Raw genomic sequence first — 20530 nt, 5'->3', positions numbered from 1 at the left:
GGAAGCATTTGGATTGTAATCGGAAATTTGCAAAAACCTTATTTTAGAAAACGGAGCAAAACTAAAATAGCGTCGGTCCTTATTTTAGTTTTTGGCCGAAAACTAAAATAAGGCGTATCTTTATTTTAGTTTATAAGAATAATGAAATCATTTAAAGCAGGATTATATACCAATCAAGGTTATTACAAAAGTTTTCAGCCTAATCTGATTAATCGGGATTGGAAATTAGAAGATATGGAAATTATCAGTTTGCTAAGTAAAGCAGACCGGGAATTAGGCCGATTGGACATGTTTTCTGATTACATCCCTAACCTGAATTTGTTTATACAAATGCATGTTACTAAAGAGGCTACGCAATCCAGCAAAATTGAAGGCACGCAAACCAACATGGAAGAAGCCCTTTTGGCTAAAGAAGATGTGCCGTTGGATAAGCGTGATGATTGGGACGAAGTACAAAATTATATCCAGGCCATGAATTATGGCATTGAGCGTTTGGAAACACTTCCTTTTTCTTCCAGATTGATCAAAGACACACACGGAATATTGCTCCAAGGTGTACGTGGCGAACAAAAACAACCGGGAAACTTTAGAACAAGCCAGAATTGGATTGGAGGTGCAACCATTAGCGATGCTGTATTTGTACCGCCGGTGCATACAAGTATTGCCGATTTAATGAGCGATATCGAAATGTTTGCCCATAACGAAACCATATTTTTACCGGAAATCTTAAAAATTGCTTTAATTCATTACCAGTTTGAAACCATCCATCCGTTTTTAGATGGTAATGGCAGGATTGGCCGCTTATTTATCACCTTATATTTGGTTTCAAAAGGAATTTTAAAAAAACCTATTTTGTACCTGTCGGATTTTTTTGAAAAAAACAGAACCCTGTATTATGATAACTTGATGCGCGCCAGAGAGAAAAACGACATTTCGCGCTGGTTTAAATTCTTTTTAGTTGGTGTTACTGAAACTGCACGTAGCGGAATTCAAACTTTCGACCAAATACTACAACTACAGAAAAAAACAGAAGCAAAAATAGCTTCTTTAGGCAGCCGGGCATTGAACGCGCAAAAAGTGCTCAATTATTTATATCAAAAACCAATTGTCAATTCTGCCATGATTGGAAAGATAACCGGTTTATCTGCAGCATCCGCTTATAAACTTGCAGACGACCTCGAAAAATTAAAAATATTTGAAGAAATAACCGGCGGACAACGCGGGAGATTATATGTTTTCCAGGATTATCTAAATTTATTTAGATAATCAAGCCCGATTTGCCACATGCTGTTTTTAGCATACTTTTTTGTTTAATCGCTGGATTTATATAGGTTTAGCAATTGGCTAAACAACCAATACGGATAATGGAAGCGGTGAACAAATTGATACTTGGCGATAATTTAGAAATACTGAAGCAGCTTGAAAGCGAAACCATAAACTTGATTTACCTCGACCCGCCGTTTTTTAGTAACCGCACTTACGAAGTGATTTGGGGCGACAGCGGCGAAGTGCGCAGTTTTGAAGACCGTTTTAGCGGCGGCATCGATCATTATATTTCCTGGTTAAAAGAACGTGTGATCGAAATGCACCGGATATTGAAACCAACCGGTTCCATCTTTTTGCATTGTGATTGGCACGCCAACGCTTATATCAGAGTTGAGATTTTGGATAAGATTTTTGGTTATCAAAATTTTAAAGCAGAAATTATTTGGCAACGTCATAATTCACATAATGATGCTAAGAAAAAATTGGCTGTACTTACTGATACAATTTGGTACTATACAAAATCAGACAAGTACACTCATAATCCTATTTATGGAAACCATAGTGATGATTATAAAGAAAGTTTTTTCAAATCAGATGATAACGATGGCCGCGGTGTTTATTCGCTCGCAGATATGGCAAGTCCAAATCCTCGGCCTAATATGATGTACGAGTGGCAAGGTTTTCCATATCCACCTAAAGGATGGCGTTATGAAAAAGCTACAATGCAAAAATTACATGATGAAGGAAGAATATATTATCCAATTGGAGCTAATGAAAGTTTTGATTTTTCTAAAAGACCAAGACTAAAAAGATATTTAAACGAACAAAAAGGCAATCTATTAAGTAATATTTGGACTGACATAGGTAATGTACAATCTCAAACAATAGAAAGAATTGGTTATCCAACACAAAAACCAGAAGCATTACTAAAACGAATTATAGAATTAGGTTCCAACGAAAATGATCTAATTCTCGATCCTTTTGTTGGTGGCGGTACAACCGTTGCCGTTGCAGATAAATTTAACCGTCGTTGGGTTGGGATTGATCAATCCGTACAAGCTGTAAAAGTAACCGAGTTCCGCTTAAACGTGCAGCAGGATTTGTTCAGCAAACCTTTTATCGTGCAATTGCATAAGTATGATTATGATACACTTCGGTACAAAGATGCTTTTGAATTTGAAACTTGGATCGTTTCCCAATATGGCGGCACCAGCAATTCCAAACAACGCAATGATTTGGGTTTGGATGGAAAAACAAAAGACAATACGCCCATACAAGTAAAGCGCAGCGACAACATCGGCCGAAACGTGGTTGATAATTTTCTTTCCGCCGTAAAACGTTACGACAAAGCACTTTTTGAAAAAAATAAAGCAGCGAAAAAGCCGGTTGGTTTTATCATCGCGTTTTCCTTTGGCAAAGGTGCGATACAGGAAGTTGCGCGTTTACACAATCAGGAAGATGTAATTATAGAATTGATAAAAGTGGAAGACATTGTGCCGATTGCCAAAAAACCAACCTTAACGGTACAAGTAAACGAAGCCGGAAGGGATAAAAACAACGTCCGTGAAATTGAATTTGTAGCAAGCGGCCACAGCGTTGCAGGTATTGAATTTTTTACCTGGGATTTTAATTATCAGGCAGAAAAAGGTTTTAAACCCGATGTGATCATTGATAAACAAGGCACGCAACGGCACAAGTTTAAACCGGGCATCCACAATATTGCGGTAAAAGTAGTTGATAACGAAGGTTTGGACAATATGGAAATTATCCGCTTAAAAGTTAATGGCACTGTAGAGCGCACGTAAAAACATTGTTGGGCATACGGCCTGCTGTCTCCTGAACTTGTTTTAGGGCCCGTCAAACAGTGGCGTATTCGTTCAGCAATATCCAAAAATGGTTGTGGATGGCGGTTTCGGTGCTGGATTTGCCAAATTGTAAGGCGCGGTCAAGATTGTTGTAATATTGGCTGATAAGCGTTTTTAGACATGGTATTCGGATAGCAGCTAAAAGTAGCATTTAATGCTGTTTTTATAGGTATAAATTTGGCAGGCAGATGCTTCTTTTATCATCTATTTTTTTACTTTTTTAAAAACTATACAGAGCCGCAGGACAGGTAACCACCCAGGTGCGGCTGCCCGGCAAAACGCCCGGAGGCGATCGGGTTTGCCTTGATTTTTTGTTTCTTTTTCATCAAGGAAAAAGAAAGAGAAAAGGGAACGCAGTTCCTGATCAAAAAATGTATCGTAAAAGAAGCCTCAATCCAATCCATTTCCTTTTAAAAAGAAACAATCTTAAATTCCGTCCTTCTGTTCCGGCCACGGCCTTCTTCGGTCGTGTTTGGGGCGATAAACTGCATGGCACCGTAACCTTTAAAAGTTAGTTTTGCGGGCGAAACTTTATTGGCGAGCAAATACTGATACACCGCTTTTGCCCGGTTTTCCGACAGCAGCTGGTTTGATTTTGCATCGCCCACGTTATCTGTAAAACCCGAAACCTCAATAGCAACTTTTGGGTTGAGGTTTAAAAAAGCAATCAGTTTTTCCAGTTCCGATTTGGATTCCGGCTTCAGCGTAAACTTATTGGTGTCAAAAAAAATGTTGCGTAAAACTGATTTTTTGCCGGCTTCTATCGCCTGCAAAGCCACATCAATTACAAATGGCTTATCGTTTTTTTGTTTGCTCAGCGAGAAATTTTCAGAATAAAACAAATAACCCGGCCTGGAGATATTTAAACCATAATCTTTTCCTATCGGGAGCGTTGCCAAAAATTGTCCCTGGTTTAAAGCGTTTACATTCTTAAAAATCGTTTGGTTGGTTTTCAAATCCACAATCTGCACATCGGCATCAATGGCTTGCTTAGTTTGTGCATCTTTTACCGTACCTTTTACATACGTAACCACGGTTGGCCGCAGCTTTTCGGGCAGCTCGAAAGTATAAATATCATAGCCGCCTGCACCTTTTAAATTGTTGGACGAGAAGAACGCATAACTGCCATTGGCCGTGAGCGTTAAGCCGTTTTCATCACCGCCGGAATTGATGGGATAACCCAGGTTTTCCGGTTTTTGCCAGTTGCCGTTCTGGTCTTTCCGGCTCAAAAACAAATCTTTTCCGCCCAAACCCGGCCAGCCATTGGAATTGAAATACAGCGTTTGATCGTCCGGGTGGATAAACGGCGACTGCTCATCGTAGAGCGTGTTGATGTTGGGGCCCAGGTTTTCCGGTTCGCCCCAACCTTTATCGGTTAAATGCGATTTCCAGATGTCGTATCCGCCATAACCGCCTTTGCGCAAACTCACAAAATAAAGCGTGCGGCCATCTGCACTGATGGAAGGCTGCGATTCCCAGCCGGGCGTATTGATCGGTTCGCCCAAGTTAAATGGTTTATCCCAGTCGGTACTGTTTTTATGGGATAAAAATATGTCGCATCTTCCCAAACCATCCGGTCGGTTGCAGCCCGTAAAAAACAGATACTGACCATCTTGCGTAAGCGATTGGGCACCTTCGTTAAAATCCGGCGTGTTAATTTTGTTGCTCAAACCGGCGGCATCTGCCCATTGTCCGTTTTGCTTTTTGCTCTGATAAAAATCCTCATTATTGCCAATTTTTCGGGTAAAAATCAGCGTGCTTTCATCCGCAGTAACGCTGGGCAAATATTCATCAGCAGGGGAATTGATCCCGTTTCCGAGGTTGACCGGCTTAAAATCAACCGGATGCTGAACGGCCTGCAAGCTAAAATCGCAATCAGTTATCAGCTTTTTTGCCGTGGCGCGGTCTTTCGGCAAAACCTCGTTAAAAGCCAGATATTGCTGCAAAACGTTTTTGGCTTCGCTGTATTTTCCCAGCATAATGCTTACATCGCCTAAATTCAAATAAACGGCGCGGTTGTAGTTTGGGTTGAGGGCGATGGTGCGTGTAAATTCGGTAAAAGCTTCGGCATAACGGTGTTTGTAACGATAAACGTTGCCCAGCTGGTTATGCGCTTCGGCAAACTGTTCATCGGCCGCGATGGATTGTTTTAATTGCGTAATTGCCTGGTCATATTGCTGATAATCAATGCTTTCGTTGGCTAAAGCATAGAATTTAATCGCTTCTTTGTTGTTGGTGGAATATTGCTTTTGCGCAAAAACAGAAAAATTAAGGCCAAGTGAAAAAAGTACGCATAAAAGAAGTGTCCACAGGTATCGCATAGCAAAGCTTTATACGAAACCAAGTTAGAAATTTCTTTACGGAATGTTTAAATATTTATGCGTTTGCAGCGAAACTTCCCATTTCGGGTTTTGCATCACGTAATCTACAATCAGCGGCGTAACAATTGCAGCTCTTGACCATTCGGGCTGCAGATACAATTTGCAATCCGCAGAAACTAAAGCAGCATGTTCTTCAGCCCATTTAAAATCGGATTGGTTAAAAACGATCACTTTCAGTTCATCCGCAGCAGCTAAAACTGAAGGCGTTGGTGCTTTAAATTTTTTGGGCGAAAGGCAGATCCAATCCCAAAAACCGGAAATCGGGTACGCACCGGAAGTTTCTATAAAAGTTTTGACGCCTGCTTTCTGCAATTCCGAAGTCAGGTAATTCAAATTGTAGATCAGCGGTTCGCCACCGGTGATCACTACTGCATTTGCCGGGTATTTTTTGGCGTTTGCCACAATCGTATCGGCCGCCGTCATCGGGTGTTTATCGGCATCCCAGCTTTCCTTCACATCGCACCAGGGGCAACCTACATCGCATCCGCCCAAGCGGATAAAATATGCCGCTTTGCCAGTGTTAAAGCCCTCACCCTGAATAGTATAAAATTCTTCCATTAAAGGAAGCATGGTGCCCGCTGCCGGTTGTGCTGATGTAAGTTCCAAGCGGCAAATATAAGCAATCGGGCGGTATTGGTTTTTGGCGATTAAATTTCCTGACATTCAGTTTAATAAATACCGCATATTTGTACCGCCCCAAAAACTGTTTGCATGAAAAAACTCTATTTTCCTTTGCTGATGCTTCTTTTATCGGTATTTTCTTCGTGTGTGAACGTGGAGGAACATTACGTTTTTCAAAAAGGCGGTGCCTGCAAAATTGATTATCGGTTTAACATGGGCAGGGCGGTTTCGGTGCTTTCCAACCTGCTGCCCGATTCTGTAAAACAAACGCCATCTTACCTGATGCAAAAAGACACTGCCATTAATTTCTACAGTGATTTGACCGCTGCCGAACGCAAAAAGCTGAGCAACGACCAGGTTGATTTGGCGCGGGCAACGCTGCTGCACCTTAAAATGAACCTGAAAAACAGCCAGATGCAGGTTAACGTGCAGTACGAAGCCAAAAGTGCCAAAGAAGTAAAATATTTTTTAACGCATGTTTCTAAACTGGCACAGCAGCAAAAAATCGGACAATTGATCAGCGATCCGCAGGTGATGCAAACCGGCGCAAGCAGCGGCGGGATGGGCATTAACGAAGATTATTTTGATTACGACATCAGTGGCAAAAAGTTTTCGCGCCAGATCGATACGGTAAAATTCCGGCAGTATTTCCGGCAAAACGAAGCAATGTACAGTATGGCCAAAGCGGCATTGATCGAGATGCCTTACAGCGTGCTGATGCGTTTCCCGCGGCCGGTCAAAAAAACCGGAAATGTGCGGGCAAAGCTTTCTGCGGATAAAAAAACGCTCACTTTAAACAGCACTTTAGGGGAGATAATAAAAACGCCAAAGCTGATGAATTTGAAAGTAGAATATTAATATATTTTTTGAACATACTTCAAAAAATATATGATAAAAGAAGCATGTTCGGTTTAACCAACCTGCGGTTGCTTGGTTTTACGTTCTTTTGTCTTGAAACAAAAAGAACCAAAAATTCAAGAATGCCGTATCGCCTCCGGGCGGCATTCTTCCCAGCGCGCCTGGGTGGCTACTTTGCACACTGCCTTTCACAGCTGATCTTTATGACGGCTCTTTATTTTTGCCAGATGCTTCTTTTATCACCTATTTTTTGATTTTGCAATTATGAAGTTTGCAAAGCCGCAGGACAGATAACCACTCAGGTGCGGCTGCCCGGCAAAACGCCCGGAGGCGATCGGGTTTGCCTTGATTTTTTGTTTCTTTTTCATCAAGGAAAAAGAAATAGAAGAGGGAACGCAGTTCCTGATCAAAAAATATATGCTAAAAGAAGCATGGTTGATAAAAGCAAACCTGCGGTTGCTGGCTGTTTCGTTCTTTTGTCTTGAAACAAAAGAACCAAAAATTCAAGAATGCCGGATCGCCTCCGGGCGGCATTCAACCCACCACGCTTGGGTGGCTACCTTAAAAGTGCCGATCTTGCAAACGGCCCTTTATGTTGGTTATATACAGCGGAAATCTATTCAAGATGAATGCTTCTTTTACCACCTATTTTTAAGGATAAACCTCTTTTCGTGCTGCGGCAAGTGTGTTTTTAAGCAACCCGATAATTGTCATCAAACCAACGCCGCCCGGAACCGGTGTAATCCAGGAAGCTTTTGGTGCCACTTTTTCAAAATCCACATCACCATAAAGTTTGTAGCCGGATTTGGTTTGGGTTGAAGTTTCCCTATTCATGCCAACATCGATCACAATTACGCCGTTTTTCACCATATCTGCCGTAATAAAATTCTTTTTGCCGATAGCAACGATCAAAATATCAGCTTCTAAAGTGTATTTTTTAATATCCGGCGTGCGGCTGTGGCAAATGGTAACGGTGCAGTTTCCGGGATTGGCATTTCGCGCCATTAAAATACTCATTGGCGAACCTACAATATTGCTTCGGCCAACCACCACGCAATGTTTTCCGGAAGTTTGGATGCCGTATTCCTGCAACATCAACATAATCCCATAAGGCGTAGCCGGAATAAAAGAAGGCAAGTTACGCTGCATTCTTCCAAGATTTAACGGATGAAAACCATCTACATCTTTGCGATGGTCAATTTTTTCGGTTACTTTTTCCGGGTCGATGTGTTTGGGCAAAGGCAATTGTACAATGATTCCGTCGATGCCGGCATCTGCATTCAATTCGGCAACTTTTTCCAGCAATTCTTCTTCGCTTACGTCATCTTCATAACGCACCAATGAAGATTGGAAACCAACCTTTTCGCAGTTGCGCATTTTGCTGGCCACGTAAGTTTCGCTGCCGCCATCATGTCCAACCAAAACCGCTACCAAATGTGGTTTACGACCGGTTTGCGTTAAAACCTCAGCAGCTTCTTGTGCAATTTCTGTTTTCAGTTTTTCGGAGATGTATTTGCCGTCGAGGAGTTGCATGTATTATTTACACTTGTGTTCAAAAATAAATGTTTGACTAATTTCAGAGTTAGAAACTAAGTTGATAATGCCAGATTGATTGTTCTTACCGCCTTGATAAAGATTTTTATAAGAGAAAAGAACTTGTGTAGTATTTAAGCTTACATTTTCGAATTCTAATGGATTTATCCTTTTAGCAGTTTCAAAGATGAAGTTTGCAAGTATTTTTCCAGCATTTATTTGTTCTATATTATTACTCTTATTTACTGATTTCATATTACAAATTACAGCAAATAAAGAACCGTTAGGTTTAAGGTAAAATATCAAATAATCACAGATACACTGAGAGTTACCATCTTCAAGAAAAGGGATCAATGTTTGAATTTTAATTCCATTTCTTTTTATAGCTTGATCGAACTTGAAAACTATATAGTCACCTTCTGCTTCAAATTTTGCAGTTATACATTTGGCACTTTTAGACGATTCTTTTAGAGTAAATTTTCTACCCTTTACGTTTGTTTGAAATGAACTATAAATTATATTTTGAATTTTATTGAGTATCATTTTTCAAACACTTCAAAATAAATTCTTTCTGATGCCTCAGCTAAAATACTATTTTCTTTTTCTATGGTAGATACTTCAAATCCTAAGTCATCTACAGGAATATTCTGAGATTTTTTGTCCTTAAATAAATAAACACCAATTTGTTCTTTTCTTAATAAATTATTCTCAGAATATCCATACAACGACATTAATTTATCTTTGATCTCATCACTGCCATGATTTATTCTAATTAGATTATTAAGTTCTTTGACTATGTAATCACTGTGTGTGCTTATTAATACTTTAAATCCATTATTAACAATTTCTGCAATTAACCTAGCCATAATTATTTGATTGTCAGGATGCAAGTTTAATTCTGGCTCATCAATAATTATAAAATCATTATGTTGAGCTAAATGTCTAAAGTAGAAAACTAAATTAGATAATGATTTTACAACAGAAGCCGATAAATGTATATTAAGATTTTTAATATTAGATTTTGAAGGATTGAATAAGACATCACCATCTTTAGAAACAGTAATTTTCCCTTTTAGAATCTCTTTTTCGATTTTATCAGCAATAAAATTATAATCACTTTTGCTTTTTTGAAGGTTAGCTAAATCTTCGGCAATTGCTAAACTATCTCGTATTGGTAAAGGATATCTTTGAACTTCTCTTAAAAGATTATTTTGAGCTTTATTTGTTTTATATTCTAATAAACGATCAACAATTTCATTTCTTTTAACAGAAAGTTCTTTACTGAATAAATTTATAGCCGTTCTTTCTGTAGGAGTAATATAAACGTTATTAAACATGGCATTTAAAATGCTTTCAGTAATTTTTTGTGCAATAATGTACCTAATTTGTAAAATAATTCGACTATTGCTTGTTCGTTCCGTCTTTGTATCTACACTGTAAAAAAAGTCAATTTCGTCGTTGTTTTGATCTTTTTGAATTTGGATAATTATATTACCAGGAAATTTAAAGCTAGATTTTATTTGAAGATGATCAATAAAATCTGAAATAAATTTATTTGGAATCTGCAGTTTTATTTTTGCTTCAGAGAAAAACTTTTCATCACTGGCAAACACATTTGGTAGATAACTTACAACTCCTTCGAAAACTTCCTCAATTATTGCTAATATTATTTCGTTTTTTAATTTGATTGATACTTTCCCATCGTGTAATAACAATTCAATATTTTTTTCTAATAATGTATTTACAACATTACTACCCATTAAGGTCAACTCATCAAACTCCCTTGTAAATTTGTAAATAGCGTACAAGGTATAAGCTATATAAGTTTTACCAGTATTGTTTGGTCCAGATAGTATAATTAAATCTTTAGAAAGATCAATTTCTGAGTGGCTTATTGCACCAATATTTTTTAAATCTACAATCATAATTATTGATAAATATACTTCTTTTATCAATCTAATTTCAAAACCGCCATAAATGCGGATTGTGGAATTTCCACATTACCCACCTGGCGCATCCGTTTTTTACCTTTTTTCTGTTTTTCCAAAAGTTTGCGTTTACGGGAAATATCGCCGCCATAACATTTTGCGGTTACATCTTTACGTAAAGCTTTTACGGTTTCGCGGGCGATAATTTTAGCACCGATAGAAGCCTGAACAATAATTTCAAACTGCTGGCGCGGGATCAGTTCTTTCAGTTTTTCGCAGATTTTCTTGCCAAAATCATAAGAATTGCTTCGGTGGATCAGCGAAGACAAAGCATCAACCGGTTCGCCGTTTAAACGAATATCCAAACGCACCAAATCCGACTGACGGTAACCGATCTGCGTATAATCAAAAGAAGCGTAACCTTTGGAAATCGTTTTCAATTTATCGTAAAAATCAAATACAATTTCGCCCATCGGCAGCTCAAAAATCAATTCCACACGATCGGCAGTCAGGTAAGATTGATTCACGATCGTTCCGCGTTTCTGGATACAAAGCGACATTACCGGACCAACAAACTCCGATTTGGTAATGATATTAGCTTTGATGTATGGTTCTTCCACAAAATCCAATTTGCTTGGGTCAGGCAAATCGGAAGGATTGTGAACCTGCAATTCATCGCCTTTGGTAGTGTAAGCCAGATAAGAAACGTTGGGAACGGTGGTAATTACCGTCATATCGAACTCACGTTCCAAACGTTCCTGGATAATTTCCATGTGCAGCATCCCCAAAAAACCGCAGCGGAAACCAAAACCCAAAGCCGCTGATGATTCCGGTTCAAAAACCAGCGAAGCATCATTTAGCTGCAATTTGGCCATGCTTTCGCGCAGCTCTTCGAAATCATCCGTATCAACCGGATAAATCCCGGCAAAAACCATTGGTTTTACTTCCTCAAAACCTTGTATGCCTTCGGCTGCCGGGCGTTCAATTAGGGTAATTGTATCACCAACTTTAACTTCGCGTGCTTCTTTTATGCCCGAAATTATGTAGCCGACATCACCGGTTTTGATCACGTCTTTCGGCACCTGCGTCAGTTTTAACGTTCCCACTTCATCGGCAATATATTCTTTGCCGGTGGCCATAAATTTCACTTTGGTATTTTTACGGATTTCGCCATTAACTACCTTATAATAAGCAATAATGCCGCGGAAAGAGTTAAAAACCGAATCAAAAATCAACGCCTGCAAAGGTGCAGTTGGATCGCCAACAGGAGCCGGGACGCGTGCAACAATTGCTTCCAAAATTTCGTGCACGCCCTGTCCGGTTTTGCCCGAGGCCGCCAGAATATCTTCGCGTTTGCAGCCAATTAAATCCACAATCTGGTCTTTCACTTCTTCCGGCATTGCGCCCGGCAAATCCATTTTATTCAAAACCGGAATAATTTCCAAATCATTTTCCAAAGCCAGATATAAGTTGGAAATCGTTTGCGCCTGGATTCCTTGTGAGGCATCGACAATCAGCAAAGCACCTTCGCAGGCGGCGATAGAACGGGAAACTTCGTACGAAAAATCAACGTGTCCGGGCGTGTCGATCAGGTTTAAAACGTATGGCTGACCGTCTAAAACATAGTCCATTTGGATAGCGTGGCTTTTGATGGTGATGCCACGCTCGCGCTCCAAATCCATATCGTCCAGCAGTTGCGCCTGCGATTCGCGTTTGGTAACGGTATTGGTATATTCGAGCAGCCGATCGGCCAGGGTACTTTTACCATGATCAATGTGTGCGATGATACAGAAATTGCGGATGTGCTTCATTTATCCTGCAAAAATAACGTTTTAGAAGAACAAAATTTTGTGATTATTTGGGTGGATTTTATAGTGGTTATATGGCAGTTTTTGAACAGGATTTAAAACAGAAAATAGAATCGGTAATGCACCAAAATTTAGGCGATAAAAACAGTATCATCGCTGCAAAACCCGTTTCTGGCGGAAGTATCAACAAAGTTTATCGTTTGCAAACCGCGGCCGGACACTTCATTTTAAAGCTGAACGATGCTGAGAGATTTCCGGATATGTTTGCTTTGGAAGTAGAAGGTTTGGCTGCCATCCGCCAAACCAAAACTATTGCCGTGCCCAACGTAACCGGAACGGGAATTGCCGGAAACCAAAGTTTTTTGCTGCTCGAAAACATCGAAACCGGCCCGAAAACAAAAGCCGCCATGCAAAAATCAGGTTTTCAATTAGCCGAAATGCACCAAAACCCTGCTGCGGATTTTGGTTTTGAAAAGGATAATTACATGGGTTCGCTGCCACAATCCAACCAAAAACATCAAACCTGGACAGCTTTTTTTACAGAAGAACGCTTGCAGCCGATGGTCAGGATGGCTTTCGATGCTTCTTTTATCGACCTAAAATTGGTGTCTGATTTTGAAAAGCTTTACCAAAAGTTAGGCGGACTTTTTGACGAAGAAAAACCAGCCTTGATCCACGGCGATTTGTGGAGCGGGAATTACCTGATCAGCAGCGAAGGCAAACCTTATTTAATTGATCCGGCCGTAAGTTATGGTTTCCGGGAGTTCGACCTGGCCATGACGCATCTTTTTGGTGGTTTTAGTGCTGATTTTTACCAGGCTTATCAGGAAGTGTTTCCTTTGCAAAATGATTGGCAGGAAAGGATTGATCTGTGGAATTTATATCCTTTGCTGCTGCATTTGAATTTATTTGGAACGGGATATTTGGCGCAGGTGAAGAATGCGTTGAAGAAGTTTATTTGAAATCATTTTCAGATAATCCGGCTTGTTTTAAAATTGAACGAAATGTTCCGATAGGCATTTCTTTTCGGCCTGCTGGAACAATAGCTGTTAAAGTTGGTCGTCCAAATCTACGTAGTTTAATATGACTTCCTTGTTGTGAAATAATATTAAAACCTTTACTCTTTAAAATCTTGATAATATAATCGGAAGAGTAAAGTTTAGGCATATTTTAAAGTAGTTGCTACGATTTCGGGAGATTCTACAGATACCAAATTAATTGAATCTTCATCTTCAAAATACAATTCCAAAGCTTCCTGCAAATTAGTTAAAGCTTCTTCTTTAGATTCGCCAAAGCTGGAAACTTCAACATTTAAACATCTGGCTACATGATATTTGCCTTCTTTCCAGACTATATTTTCTAATTCAACTGTTTTCATTGTTTTTTTATTTGAAGATAGGAATTATAACAACAATAGACAATCAAAATTATAGTTTCCTTAAACAATAAAAAATTTCGTTTTAATATTATTGCTAAATTTCTTATCATTGTTTTATGCAGCAAAACCCGCAACTTGATCTCGCAAACAACTTTGTACAGCATACCAACCGCAATATTTTTTTAACCGGAAAAGCCGGAACAGGTAAAACCACGTTTCTGCACCAGTTGAAAAAAACGTCCAACAAGCGCATTGCAGTTGTGGCACCAACGGGAGTGGCGGCTATCAATGCGGGCGGCGTAACTATTCATTCGTTGTTTCAGTTACCGTTCGGACCATATATCCCGCAGGAAAACCCGGACCGTAACGCCGCTTTTAAAAAACAGTTGAACCGGGAAAAAATCAACCTGCTGAAAAGTCTGGATTTGCTGGTGATCGACGAGATTAGTATGGTGCGCGCTGATGTTTTGGATGCAATGGACGAGGTGCTGCGCCGTTATCGATCTCGTAATCAGCCTTTTGGCGGCGTGCAGTTGCTGATGATCGGGGATTTGCACCAGCTTTCGCCCATTGTAAAGCCGGATGAATGGCAACTGCTGCGCGCTTATTACGATACGATGTTTTTTTTCAGCAGCCGCGCTCTCAAACAAACGCCGCTGGTGAACATCGAACTAAAACATATTTACCGTCAGGCCGATACTTCTTTTATCGACCTTTTAAATGCCATCCGCGAAAACCGGATCACGCAGCAAGTTTTAGCTGATCTGAACAAACGCTATGTGCCTGATTTTAAGCCGAATGAAAGTGAAGGTTATATCACGCTGACCACGCACAATAATTCGGCACAAAACCTGAATGTCAGCAAATTGGCTCAGCTTAAAGTAGTTACACATCAGTTTAAAGCTGTTATTCAGGGCGATTTTCCGGAATTTGCTTATCCAACGGTTTTTGATCTGGAGCTGAAAGTTGGCGCACAAGTGATGTTTGTAAAAAACGACAGCTCGCGCGACAAACTTTTTTACAACGGAAAAATTGGCAAAGTTGTGCGGATTGCAGATGAAGTGATTTATGTAAAATGCCAGGGCGATGAAGATGAAATTGGCGTTGGCCAGATGGTTTGGCAAAACATTAAATACGCTTTAAATCCATCCACAAAAGAAGTACAGGAAAATATTGTTGGCAGTTTTACGCAATACCCGCTGCGGCTGGCCTGGGCAATTACGATCCATAAAAGTCAGGGTTTAACGTTTGAAAAAGCCATTATTGATGCCGAAGATGCTTTTACCCACGGCCAGGTTTACGTTGCTTTAAGCAGATGTAAAACGCTGGAAGGCATGGTTTTAAGTTCTCCGCTGAAAGGAAAAAGCGTGATTACCGATCAAACTGTTGCTACTTATACCATTGAAAGCGAACGCAACGCACCAACCGAAAACAGCCTGACGGAAGCCAAAAAAACTTTCCAACAGGTTTTGCTGCGCGAACTGTTCGATTTCAACCCGATCAGATACAAGTTTTTTGCTTTGCTGAAAGTGGCCGAAGAAAACGATCATCTGCTGGCCGGGAAATTTACAGCAACATTGCATCAGCTTAAAATCACTGTTGAAAAGGAAATTTACACGGTGGCCGATAAATTTCAGCAGGAACTGAACCAATTATTGCAGCAACCGCATCTGCCCGAAAACTACGAAGTTTTGCAGGAACGTGTTAAAAAAGCAAGCACTTATTTTCTGTCAAAGTTAGGGCCGATGCTTCTTTTACCGATACAAAATCTGCCTGTAGAAACCGATAACAAAGCCATCCGAAAAGTGGTTTTATCGGCCTTAAATGGTTTAAAGCAGGAAATAATCATCAAATTTCAGGTGCTAAAAGAAGCATCGGCAAACGGTTTTACGGCATTAACCTATCTTCAAAACAAAGCCAATGCAGCCATTGATTTTACAACGGTTGCCGCGGAAAAAACCAATATCCCCGAAAAAACAGCGTTGGAAACTGATCTCGAAAAATACAATTTTCCTGATTTGTTCAATGCTTTGCGGAACTGGCGGAACCGCTTGGCAGAAGAGAAAAATGTTCCGGCTTACACTGTTTTTCATCAAAAAGTTTTAGATAGTTTGGTTGAAACTTTGCCTTCTACTTTAGCAGAACTGGAACAGATCAAAGGTATCGGCAAAAGCAAAGTGCATCAATACGGCGAAGCAATTTTGGCTTACATTAATGCTTATTGTAAAAATAAAAACATCGAAAGAACGGTTTTTAATCCGGGTTCTGCCGAAAAAACAGGTGTAAAAACAGCATCAACTATTTCTAAAACGGATACCAAACAAATTTCTTTCGATCTGTTCAAAAGCGGAAAAACAATTGCTGAAATTGCTGCAGAACGTGATTATGTAACCAGCACAATTGAAGGACATCTTGCCTATTTTGCAGATTTAGGTGAATTGGAAATCACGCAGGTTTTTCCGGCCGAAATGATAGATAAAATCAAAGATTACTTCAGCAAAAATCAGCCTGAAAATCTAACAGAAGCGAAAAATGCTTTGGGCGATGATGTTTCTTACAGTGCGGTCCGCGCGGTGGTGAAGCTGGTTGATTATCAGTATCCGCAGAAAGTTGCCGAATAAAAACAGTTAATTTTCATCCGCAATCATATAATCCAGATCGGTTAAATCTTTTACACAACCGAATCCGATTACATCTGCAACTACTTTACCTTCAGTTACTTCCACGGCACGCCGTAGTTTATCGGCACCAAATTTTTGCTGGATGGCGTACATGGTTTTGCGGGCCGTTTCGCCGCGGTTCACATCTTCAAACAAGCTGTACAGCATTTTTCCGTTGTTCACAAAATCGGTCACCATTATGCGCAAACCGCTAATTTTATCGTTCAAAACCGGTGGCGATTGCGTGGTTTCTTCAAACCTGGCCACCCGGATTTTGATCATCCGCATCAAACTGATCGCATCCTGGATCGGGTTGGTGATCGAAAATCCATCGTGCCAGCAACTTTCATCTACATACTTCACCACAAAAGAAATGTTGCGGCAGTAAAAATGATGGTGCACCATGCGCCGCTCCAGCGTGGTGCAAAGCGTCAAAAAAAGCTGGTTGATATATTCCGGGTTGCTTCTTTTATCGGCAGAAATCTGTCGCATGGCCTGCATACCTTTATAATCCGTTACGGCCATGCCGGTTTCGATAAAATTGAGCCGGTAATGCCAGTAAATGCCTTCGATACTTTTAAAAATAGCTTTCAACCTTTCCGGCGCGGTGTAGCGCATTTGCAGCGGCGTCAAAATTCCGGCGCGTTCTAACCGGTAAGCCATGTTTTTACCGATCCCGGGCAAATCAGATAGTTTTAGCGGAGTTAATTTTTCATCGATATTTTGGGTGGTGATCAACTGCAGGCCATCATAACCGCCAATATCCGAACCTAATTTGGCCAGAAAAGCATTTGGCGCAATACCGATGGAACACGTTAGCCAGTCGCCCACGTCGCGCTTAATATCTTCCTTTATTTTTTGGGCGATAAAAACAGTATCGGGGTAAACCATTTTGTAATTGGTAAGGTTAACGATGGCCTCATCAATACTTTTCGGGATCACTTCCGGGCAATATCGCTTTAAAACGTTGATGATTTTGGTGTGGAACTGGCGGTAACGTTCGGGGTGACTTTCGACGGGAATCAGCTCCGGACAGATTTTCATCGCCTCGTTCAGCCGCATCCCGGTTTTTACGCCCATCCGTTTGGCCTCCACCGAAAGCGCAATCGCGAAACCAAATTTGCCCGTATAAACGCAAACCGCAACCGGCCTTCCGCGCAGCCAAAAATTGTCCTGCTGCTCGCAACGGGCAAAAAAACTGTTCATGTCCACAAAAAGCACGCGCGGCTCGGTTTGTATTTTGATCGAATTCTGGTTCATAGAATCAAATATGCTAATATTTTTAGTAATCAATCAAATTGTGGAAAGATTTATTTTGAAATAATTTTATGCGATGCTGTTTTTATCGCCTAAAAATTGTTGCTTAATTAGCAGTTTATCCACATCAACTCATGATTAAAATCGGAATTATCGGTTTAGGCGATATTGCCACAAAAGCTTACCTGCCGGTTTTGAGCGGAAAGGCCGGTTTCGAGTTTCATTTATGTTCGCGTAACGAAAAGCGTTTGCACGAATTGGGCGAAAAATATCGTTTCCCACATCAGCATAAAACTATAGAAAGTTTAATTTCCGGCGACATCGAAGCAGCATTTGTAAACGCCGCCACCGAAGCACATTTTGAAATTGTAAAACAGCTTTTGGAAGCCAATATTTCGGTTTTTGTTGATAAACCAATTTCAATGGTTTATGCGGAATCTAAGCAATTGGTGGAATTGGCCGAAGCGAAAAATTTATTGCTGATGGTTGGTTTTAACCGCAGATATGCGCCCGCTTATCAGCAGTTGAAATTAGAGAAGCCAACGCTGATCATCCTGCAAAAAAACCGTAAAAACCTGCCCGATTTTGTGCGTCGTTTTGTGGTGGAGGATTTTATACATGTGGTTGATACTTTGCATTATTTGTTTCCATATCCGATTGAAAATTTAATTGTAAACGGCATCAAAAAAGGCGAAATGCTGCATCAATTGGTTGTTCAGTTTGTATCGAAGTCTGGCGAAGTTGCCATCGGGATTATGAACCGCGATACGGCAACTACAGAAGAGAAACTGGAAGTGATGACGGCCACGCAAAAGAAAACTGCTTATAATGTATCGGATTTGGTTTCCGAAGAAAATAAAAACGTGGTTTATTTGGGTGGAAATGACTGGGAACCGACTTTGCACAGACGCGGTTTTGAGCAGATGACGGATGATTTTTTGCAAGCGGTCGTTTATAAAACCCCGACCCAAATTTCCGCCCGGGATGCTTTGTCCAGTCATGAAATTTGCGAAAGGATTGTAGTGGAATTGGAAAAAAGCTGAGGGGATTAATGGTGGGTCAACCGCAGGTTTGTTTTTGTAAAACATGCTTCTTTTACCATACATTTTTTGATCAGGAACTGCGTTTCCTCTTCTTTTTCTTTTTCCTTGATGAAAAAGAAACAAAAAATCAAGAAAGGACGGATCGCCTCCGGGCGTTTTGCCATCCCTACGCACCGGAGTGGTTACCTGTCCTGCGGCCTTGCAAACTTCATAACTTTAAAAGCTAAAAAATGGGTGATAAAAGAAGTAGTTTTGCGGCAATATTTTTTTATGAACCAGGGTGATTTTGTTCATCAAAACTGATCAGTTCCGGTATATTTGGCTTGCGCATTTTTATTTTTTATGTACAAACTGCTTAAACTATTAATACTGTTTTTCTGCTTTGTTTTTGCTTTAAATGTGCAGGCGCAAAGCGATTCTACCCAAAAACCGCTAACATATATTCAGGTTTATTATTCGCTTACCAACACGGCTGGCACGCTGGGCGGCAAATCCAACCTTTCGGTAGAAGTGGGCAAGCAGTGGAACGTGTTTAGTTTGGGCGTGGATGTGGGCAAAACCACGCTGGAGCGCATCCACGGCCGCGATACTTCGTTTTATTTTGAAATTCGGCCCAACCTCAACATCTTTCAGCAGGGCAAATTTACCAATACGCTTACGGTGGGCATTGGTTATATTGTTGCTGCGCCGAACAATTTTTTAACAGAACTTACTTCGGGTATCGAGTATTCGGCCACAGACAGGCTGCACCTCAACATTAATTTTGGCCAGTTTTATTATAGCGGACGATATACGGCATCTTCGGCCACGTTTTTTGGCGTGTCGGCTTCGTATTATTTTTTGCCTTATAAAAACCGCTCGTCTTTTTTCAGGCCGAAATAAGGTTTGGTTGATGATCTGCCTGAATTTACCCTTATAAAAGAAGCATTTGTTTTTTAATAGTTGCCATGCTGCAGCGCAAACGATAAAAAGCTGCCATCTATGGCCAAAGCTACAGCCAAAATAAGCGCAGGCAGAAAGCCTTTGATCTCAAAATCGTCAAAAATCCAATCTACAATTTTGATGATCACGGCGGTAACCAGCAATCTTACAAAAAACGAAAGCAGCCAAAGCGTGAGCAGATTTAAAGGGAAACGGAGCACTGCGCCAACCGTGGCATTAAGCAAACCGATAACCAATGCTACCAAAATAGCGGTTTTCCAGTTGCGGATGATGATGGTTGGCAAAAAGTGCGACAGGAGCAAAATCATGCCGGCGTTTACCAGTAATTCGATAATAAAGTGCATTGTTGGGCGATGTTAAGGTTTGTTTAAAGTGCTAAAATATAGAATAATTTTAAACGGCCGCTTCAAAAATTGTTTCACAAAAAAAGCCGGAGAGTTTCCGGCTGCTGTTTGGATGCTTCTTTTATCGCCTGAAATTTACTTAAAAGCGGCCACACCGGCCTGGGCAACTTCACGGTCTTGCGTTACCGAACCGCCGGAAACACCAATCGCGCCCACAATTTCGCCTTGTGCATTTTTAATGGGGATGCCGCCCGGAAAAGAAATCAGGCCGCCGTTGGAAACTTCAATCTGATACAAAGCACCGCCGGGCTGCGAAAGCGTGCCGATATCGCCGGATTCCATATCAAAAAAACGGGCGGTTTTGGCTTTTTTAACGGCAATATCCACCGAACCGAGCCAGGCATTGTCCATCCGGCAAAACGATTTAAGGTTTGCACCGCCATCTACCACGGCAACATTCATCGGTACGCCAATTTCCCGGGCTTTTTGTTTGGCGGCCGCTGCTACGGCTTCTGCCTGTTCTAAATTAATGTCCATTTTTAAATTTGGTTTATGTTGAGAAAGACAAATTTAAAAACTTACTGTTTTTACCGGCATAAAAAAAGCCTGAGAAAATGCCCGGGCTTACAAAATTTATAGGGTAAAA

The 20530-nt window shown here is 40.6% G+C and carries 21 protein-coding genes; 8 read left to right on the top strand and 13 right to left on the bottom strand.

Features of this window, described 5'->3' with window-relative positions; all coding sequences use genetic code 11:
* Window positions 1-141: 141 nt before the first annotated feature.
* A complete protein-coding gene (locus ACOFKR_RS00345) occupies window positions 142-1266 on the top strand; it encodes a Fic family protein (protein ID WP_419802038.1) in 1125 nt (374 codons plus the stop codon).
* A gap of 98 nt (window positions 1267-1364) precedes the next feature.
* Complete coding sequence (locus ACOFKR_RS00340) at window positions 1365-3071, top strand: site-specific DNA-methyltransferase (protein WP_419802037.1); 1707 nt, start codon at window positions 1365-1367, stop codon at window positions 3069-3071.
* A gap of 52 nt (window positions 3072-3123) precedes the next feature.
* Here ACOFKR_RS00340 and ACOFKR_RS00335 read toward each other — a convergent pair whose 3' ends face one another.
* From ACOFKR_RS00335 to ACOFKR_RS00325, 3 genes are all read right to left on the bottom strand, one after another.
* Window positions 3124-3282: a hypothetical protein gene (locus ACOFKR_RS00335; protein ID WP_419802036.1), complete on the bottom strand. Its 159-nt coding sequence runs from the start codon at window positions 3280-3282 to the stop codon at window positions 3124-3126.
* A 259-nt stretch (window positions 3283-3541) separates the two neighbouring features.
* The gene (locus ACOFKR_RS00330) at window positions 3542-5452 is read right to left on the bottom strand and encodes an OmpA family protein (protein ID WP_419802035.1); all 1911 of its coding nucleotides are present in this window, start codon (window positions 5450-5452) and stop codon (window positions 3542-3544) included.
* Window positions 5453-5488: 36 nt separating this feature from the next.
* Entirely contained in the window at window positions 5489-6082 is a 594-nt protein-coding gene (locus ACOFKR_RS00325; RefSeq protein ID WP_419803599.1) for a 7-carboxy-7-deazaguanine synthase QueE, read from the bottom strand.
* A 141-nt stretch (window positions 6083-6223) separates the two neighbouring features.
* Here ACOFKR_RS00325 and ACOFKR_RS00320 point away from each other — a divergent pair, with 141 nt between their 5' ends.
* Complete coding sequence (locus ACOFKR_RS00320; protein ID WP_419802034.1) at window positions 6224-6991, top strand: hypothetical protein; 768 nt, start codon at window positions 6224-6226, stop codon at window positions 6989-6991.
* Window positions 6992-7230: 239 nt separating this feature from the next.
* On the opposite strand, the gene ACOFKR_RS00315 is transcribed toward ACOFKR_RS00320, so the two are convergent.
* The 5 genes from ACOFKR_RS00315 to lepA form a co-directional block, all read right to left on the bottom strand.
* Window positions 7231-7359, bottom strand: a complete 129-nt coding sequence (locus ACOFKR_RS00315) for a hypothetical protein (RefSeq protein ID WP_419802033.1) — start codon at window positions 7357-7359, stop codon at window positions 7231-7233.
* A gap of 283 nt (window positions 7360-7642) precedes the next feature.
* On the bottom strand, window positions 7643-8524 hold the full coding sequence (locus ACOFKR_RS00310; protein WP_419802032.1) for a bifunctional 5,10-methylenetetrahydrofolate dehydrogenase/5,10-methenyltetrahydrofolate cyclohydrolase: 882 nt from the start codon (window positions 8522-8524) through the stop codon (window positions 7643-7645).
* 3 nt (window positions 8525-8527) lie between these two features.
* Window positions 8528-9067: a hypothetical protein gene (locus tag ACOFKR_RS00305; protein ID WP_419802031.1), complete on the bottom strand. Its 540-nt coding sequence runs from the start codon at window positions 9065-9067 to the stop codon at window positions 8528-8530.
* Window positions 9064-10449, bottom strand: a complete 1386-nt coding sequence (locus ACOFKR_RS00300; protein WP_419802030.1) for an AAA family ATPase — start codon at window positions 10447-10449, stop codon at window positions 9064-9066. The genes ACOFKR_RS00305 and ACOFKR_RS00300 overlap by 4 nt, the downstream gene beginning before the upstream one ends.
* 26 nt (window positions 10450-10475) lie before the next feature.
* Entirely contained in the window at window positions 10476-12263 is a 1788-nt protein-coding gene (gene lepA, locus ACOFKR_RS00295; RefSeq protein WP_419802029.1) for a translation elongation factor 4, read from the bottom strand.
* A gap of 71 nt (window positions 12264-12334) precedes the next feature.
* Between lepA and ACOFKR_RS00290 the strand changes: the two genes are divergently transcribed.
* Window positions 12335-13222: a fructosamine kinase family protein gene (locus ACOFKR_RS00290; protein ID WP_419802028.1), complete on the top strand. Its 888-nt coding sequence runs from the start codon at window positions 12335-12337 to the stop codon at window positions 13220-13222.
* On the opposite strand, the gene ACOFKR_RS00285 is transcribed toward ACOFKR_RS00290, so the two are convergent.
* Both ACOFKR_RS00285 and ACOFKR_RS00280 read right to left on the bottom strand, forming a co-directional pair.
* On the bottom strand, window positions 13215-13427 hold the full coding sequence (locus ACOFKR_RS00285) for a type II toxin-antitoxin system HicA family toxin (RefSeq protein WP_419802027.1): 213 nt from the start codon (window positions 13425-13427) through the stop codon (window positions 13215-13217). The genes ACOFKR_RS00290 and ACOFKR_RS00285 overlap by 8 nt on opposite strands.
* A complete protein-coding gene (locus tag ACOFKR_RS00280; RefSeq protein WP_419802026.1) occupies window positions 13420-13638 on the bottom strand; it encodes a type II toxin-antitoxin system HicB family antitoxin in 219 nt (72 codons plus the stop codon). Before ACOFKR_RS00280 ends, ACOFKR_RS00285 begins: the two co-directional genes overlap by 8 nt.
* Before the next feature lie 116 nt (window positions 13639-13754).
* Between ACOFKR_RS00280 and ACOFKR_RS00275 the strand changes: the two genes are divergently transcribed.
* The gene (locus ACOFKR_RS00275) at window positions 13755-16259 is read left to right on the top strand and encodes an HRDC domain-containing protein (RefSeq protein WP_419802025.1); all 2505 of its coding nucleotides are present in this window, start codon (window positions 13755-13757) and stop codon (window positions 16257-16259) included.
* Window positions 16260-16265: 6 nt separating this feature from the next.
* On the opposite strand, the gene ACOFKR_RS00270 is transcribed toward ACOFKR_RS00275, so the two are convergent.
* Entirely contained in the window at window positions 16266-17558 is a 1293-nt protein-coding gene (locus tag ACOFKR_RS00270) for a DNA polymerase Y family protein (RefSeq protein WP_419802024.1), read from the bottom strand.
* A gap of 131 nt (window positions 17559-17689) precedes the next feature.
* On the opposite strand from ACOFKR_RS00270, the gene ACOFKR_RS00265 reads away from it, so the two are divergent.
* The 3 genes from ACOFKR_RS00265 (at window position 17690) to ACOFKR_RS00255 (ending at window position 19480) form a co-directional block, all read left to right on the top strand.
* Window positions 17690-18598 carry a Gfo/Idh/MocA family protein gene (locus ACOFKR_RS00265; protein ID WP_419802023.1) on the top strand — a complete coding sequence of 303 codons (909 nt, stop codon included), beginning with the start codon at window positions 17690-17692 and terminating at the stop codon, window positions 18596-18598.
* A 108-nt stretch (window positions 18599-18706) separates the two neighbouring features.
* Window positions 18707-18901: a hypothetical protein gene (locus ACOFKR_RS00260; protein WP_419802022.1), complete on the top strand. Its 195-nt coding sequence runs from the start codon at window positions 18707-18709 to the stop codon at window positions 18899-18901.
* Between the two features lie 39 nt (window positions 18902-18940).
* Window positions 18941-19480, top strand: a complete 540-nt coding sequence (locus ACOFKR_RS00255) for a hypothetical protein (protein ID WP_419802021.1) — start codon at window positions 18941-18943, stop codon at window positions 19478-19480.
* Between the two features lie 53 nt (window positions 19481-19533).
* Here ACOFKR_RS00255 and ACOFKR_RS00250 read toward each other — a convergent pair whose 3' ends face one another.
* A complete protein-coding gene (locus ACOFKR_RS00250; protein WP_419802020.1) occupies window positions 19534-19884 on the bottom strand; it encodes a phage holin family protein in 351 nt (116 codons plus the stop codon).
* Between the two features lie 135 nt (window positions 19885-20019).
* Window positions 20020-20421, bottom strand: coding sequence for a GlcG/HbpS family heme-binding protein (locus ACOFKR_RS00245; RefSeq protein WP_419802019.1), 402 nt, complete (start codon window positions 20419-20421; stop codon window positions 20020-20022).
* Window positions 20422-20530 lie beyond the last annotated feature (109 nt).

This window comes from Mucilaginibacter sp. (assembly GCF_965201005.1).
Classification (GTDB): domain Bacteria; phylum Bacteroidota; class Bacteroidia; order Sphingobacteriales; family Sphingobacteriaceae; genus Mucilaginibacter_A.
Note: the sequence above shows the minus strand (reverse complement) of the source record. Positions and strands in the feature narration are given on the sequence as shown.

What these genes read in the sequence shown, in the direction of transcription:
- ACOFKR_RS00270 (WP_419802024.1), bottom strand. Translation starts at nt 17,558, where the DNA reads ATGAACCAGAATTCGATCAAAATACAAACCGAGCCGCGCGTGCTTTTT.
- ACOFKR_RS00325 (WP_419803599.1), bottom strand. Translation starts at nt 6,082, where the DNA reads ATGCTTCCTTTAATGGAAGAATTTTATACTATTCAGGGTGAGGGCTTT.
- ACOFKR_RS00245 (WP_419802019.1), bottom strand. Translation starts at nt 20,421, where the DNA reads ATGGACATTAATTTAGAACAGGCAGAAGCCGTAGCAGCGGCCGCCAAA.
- ACOFKR_RS00335 (WP_419802036.1), bottom strand. Translation starts at nt 3,282, where the DNA reads ATGCTACTTTTAGCTGCTATCCGAATACCATGTCTAAAAACGCTTATC.
- ACOFKR_RS00260 (WP_419802022.1), top strand. Translation starts at nt 18,707, where the DNA reads ATGAAAAAGAAACAAAAAATCAAGAAAGGACGGATCGCCTCCGGGCGT.
- ACOFKR_RS00320 (WP_419802034.1), top strand. Translation starts at nt 6,224, where the DNA reads ATGAAAAAACTCTATTTTCCTTTGCTGATGCTTCTTTTATCGGTATTT.
- ACOFKR_RS00285 (WP_419802027.1), bottom strand. Translation starts at nt 13,427, where the DNA reads ATGCCTAAACTTTACTCTTCCGATTATATTATCAAGATTTTAAAGAGT.
- ACOFKR_RS00265 (WP_419802023.1), top strand. Translation starts at nt 17,690, where the DNA reads ATGATTAAAATCGGAATTATCGGTTTAGGCGATATTGCCACAAAAGCT.
- ACOFKR_RS00280 (WP_419802026.1), bottom strand. Translation starts at nt 13,638, where the DNA reads ATGAAAACAGTTGAATTAGAAAATATAGTCTGGAAAGAAGGCAAATAT.
- ACOFKR_RS00315 (WP_419802033.1), bottom strand. Translation starts at nt 7,359, where the DNA reads ATGAAAAAGAAACAAAAAATCAAGGCAAACCCGATCGCCTCCGGGCGT.
- ACOFKR_RS00345 (WP_419802038.1), top strand. Translation starts at nt 142, where the DNA reads ATGAAATCATTTAAAGCAGGATTATATACCAATCAAGGTTATTACAAA.
- lepA (WP_419802029.1), bottom strand. Translation starts at nt 12,263, where the DNA reads ATGAAGCACATCCGCAATTTCTGTATCATCGCACACATTGATCATGGT.
- ACOFKR_RS00300 (WP_419802030.1), bottom strand. Translation starts at nt 10,449, where the DNA reads ATGATTGTAGATTTAAAAAATATTGGTGCAATAAGCCACTCAGAAATT.
- ACOFKR_RS00290 (WP_419802028.1), top strand. Translation starts at nt 12,335, where the DNA reads ATGGCAGTTTTTGAACAGGATTTAAAACAGAAAATAGAATCGGTAATG.
- ACOFKR_RS00305 (WP_419802031.1), bottom strand. Translation starts at nt 9,067, where the DNA reads ATGATACTCAATAAAATTCAAAATATAATTTATAGTTCATTTCAAACA.
- ACOFKR_RS00340 (WP_419802037.1), top strand. Translation starts at nt 1,365, where the DNA reads ATGGAAGCGGTGAACAAATTGATACTTGGCGATAATTTAGAAATACTG.
- ACOFKR_RS00275 (WP_419802025.1), top strand. Translation starts at nt 13,755, where the DNA reads ATGCAGCAAAACCCGCAACTTGATCTCGCAAACAACTTTGTACAGCAT.
- ACOFKR_RS00255 (WP_419802021.1), top strand. Translation starts at nt 18,941, where the DNA reads ATGTACAAACTGCTTAAACTATTAATACTGTTTTTCTGCTTTGTTTTT.
- ACOFKR_RS00250 (WP_419802020.1), bottom strand. Translation starts at nt 19,884, where the DNA reads ATGCACTTTATTATCGAATTACTGGTAAACGCCGGCATGATTTTGCTC.
- ACOFKR_RS00330 (WP_419802035.1), bottom strand. Translation starts at nt 5,452, where the DNA reads ATGCGATACCTGTGGACACTTCTTTTATGCGTACTTTTTTCACTTGGC.
- ACOFKR_RS00310 (WP_419802032.1), bottom strand. Translation starts at nt 8,524, where the DNA reads ATGCAACTCCTCGACGGCAAATACATCTCCGAAAAACTGAAAACAGAA.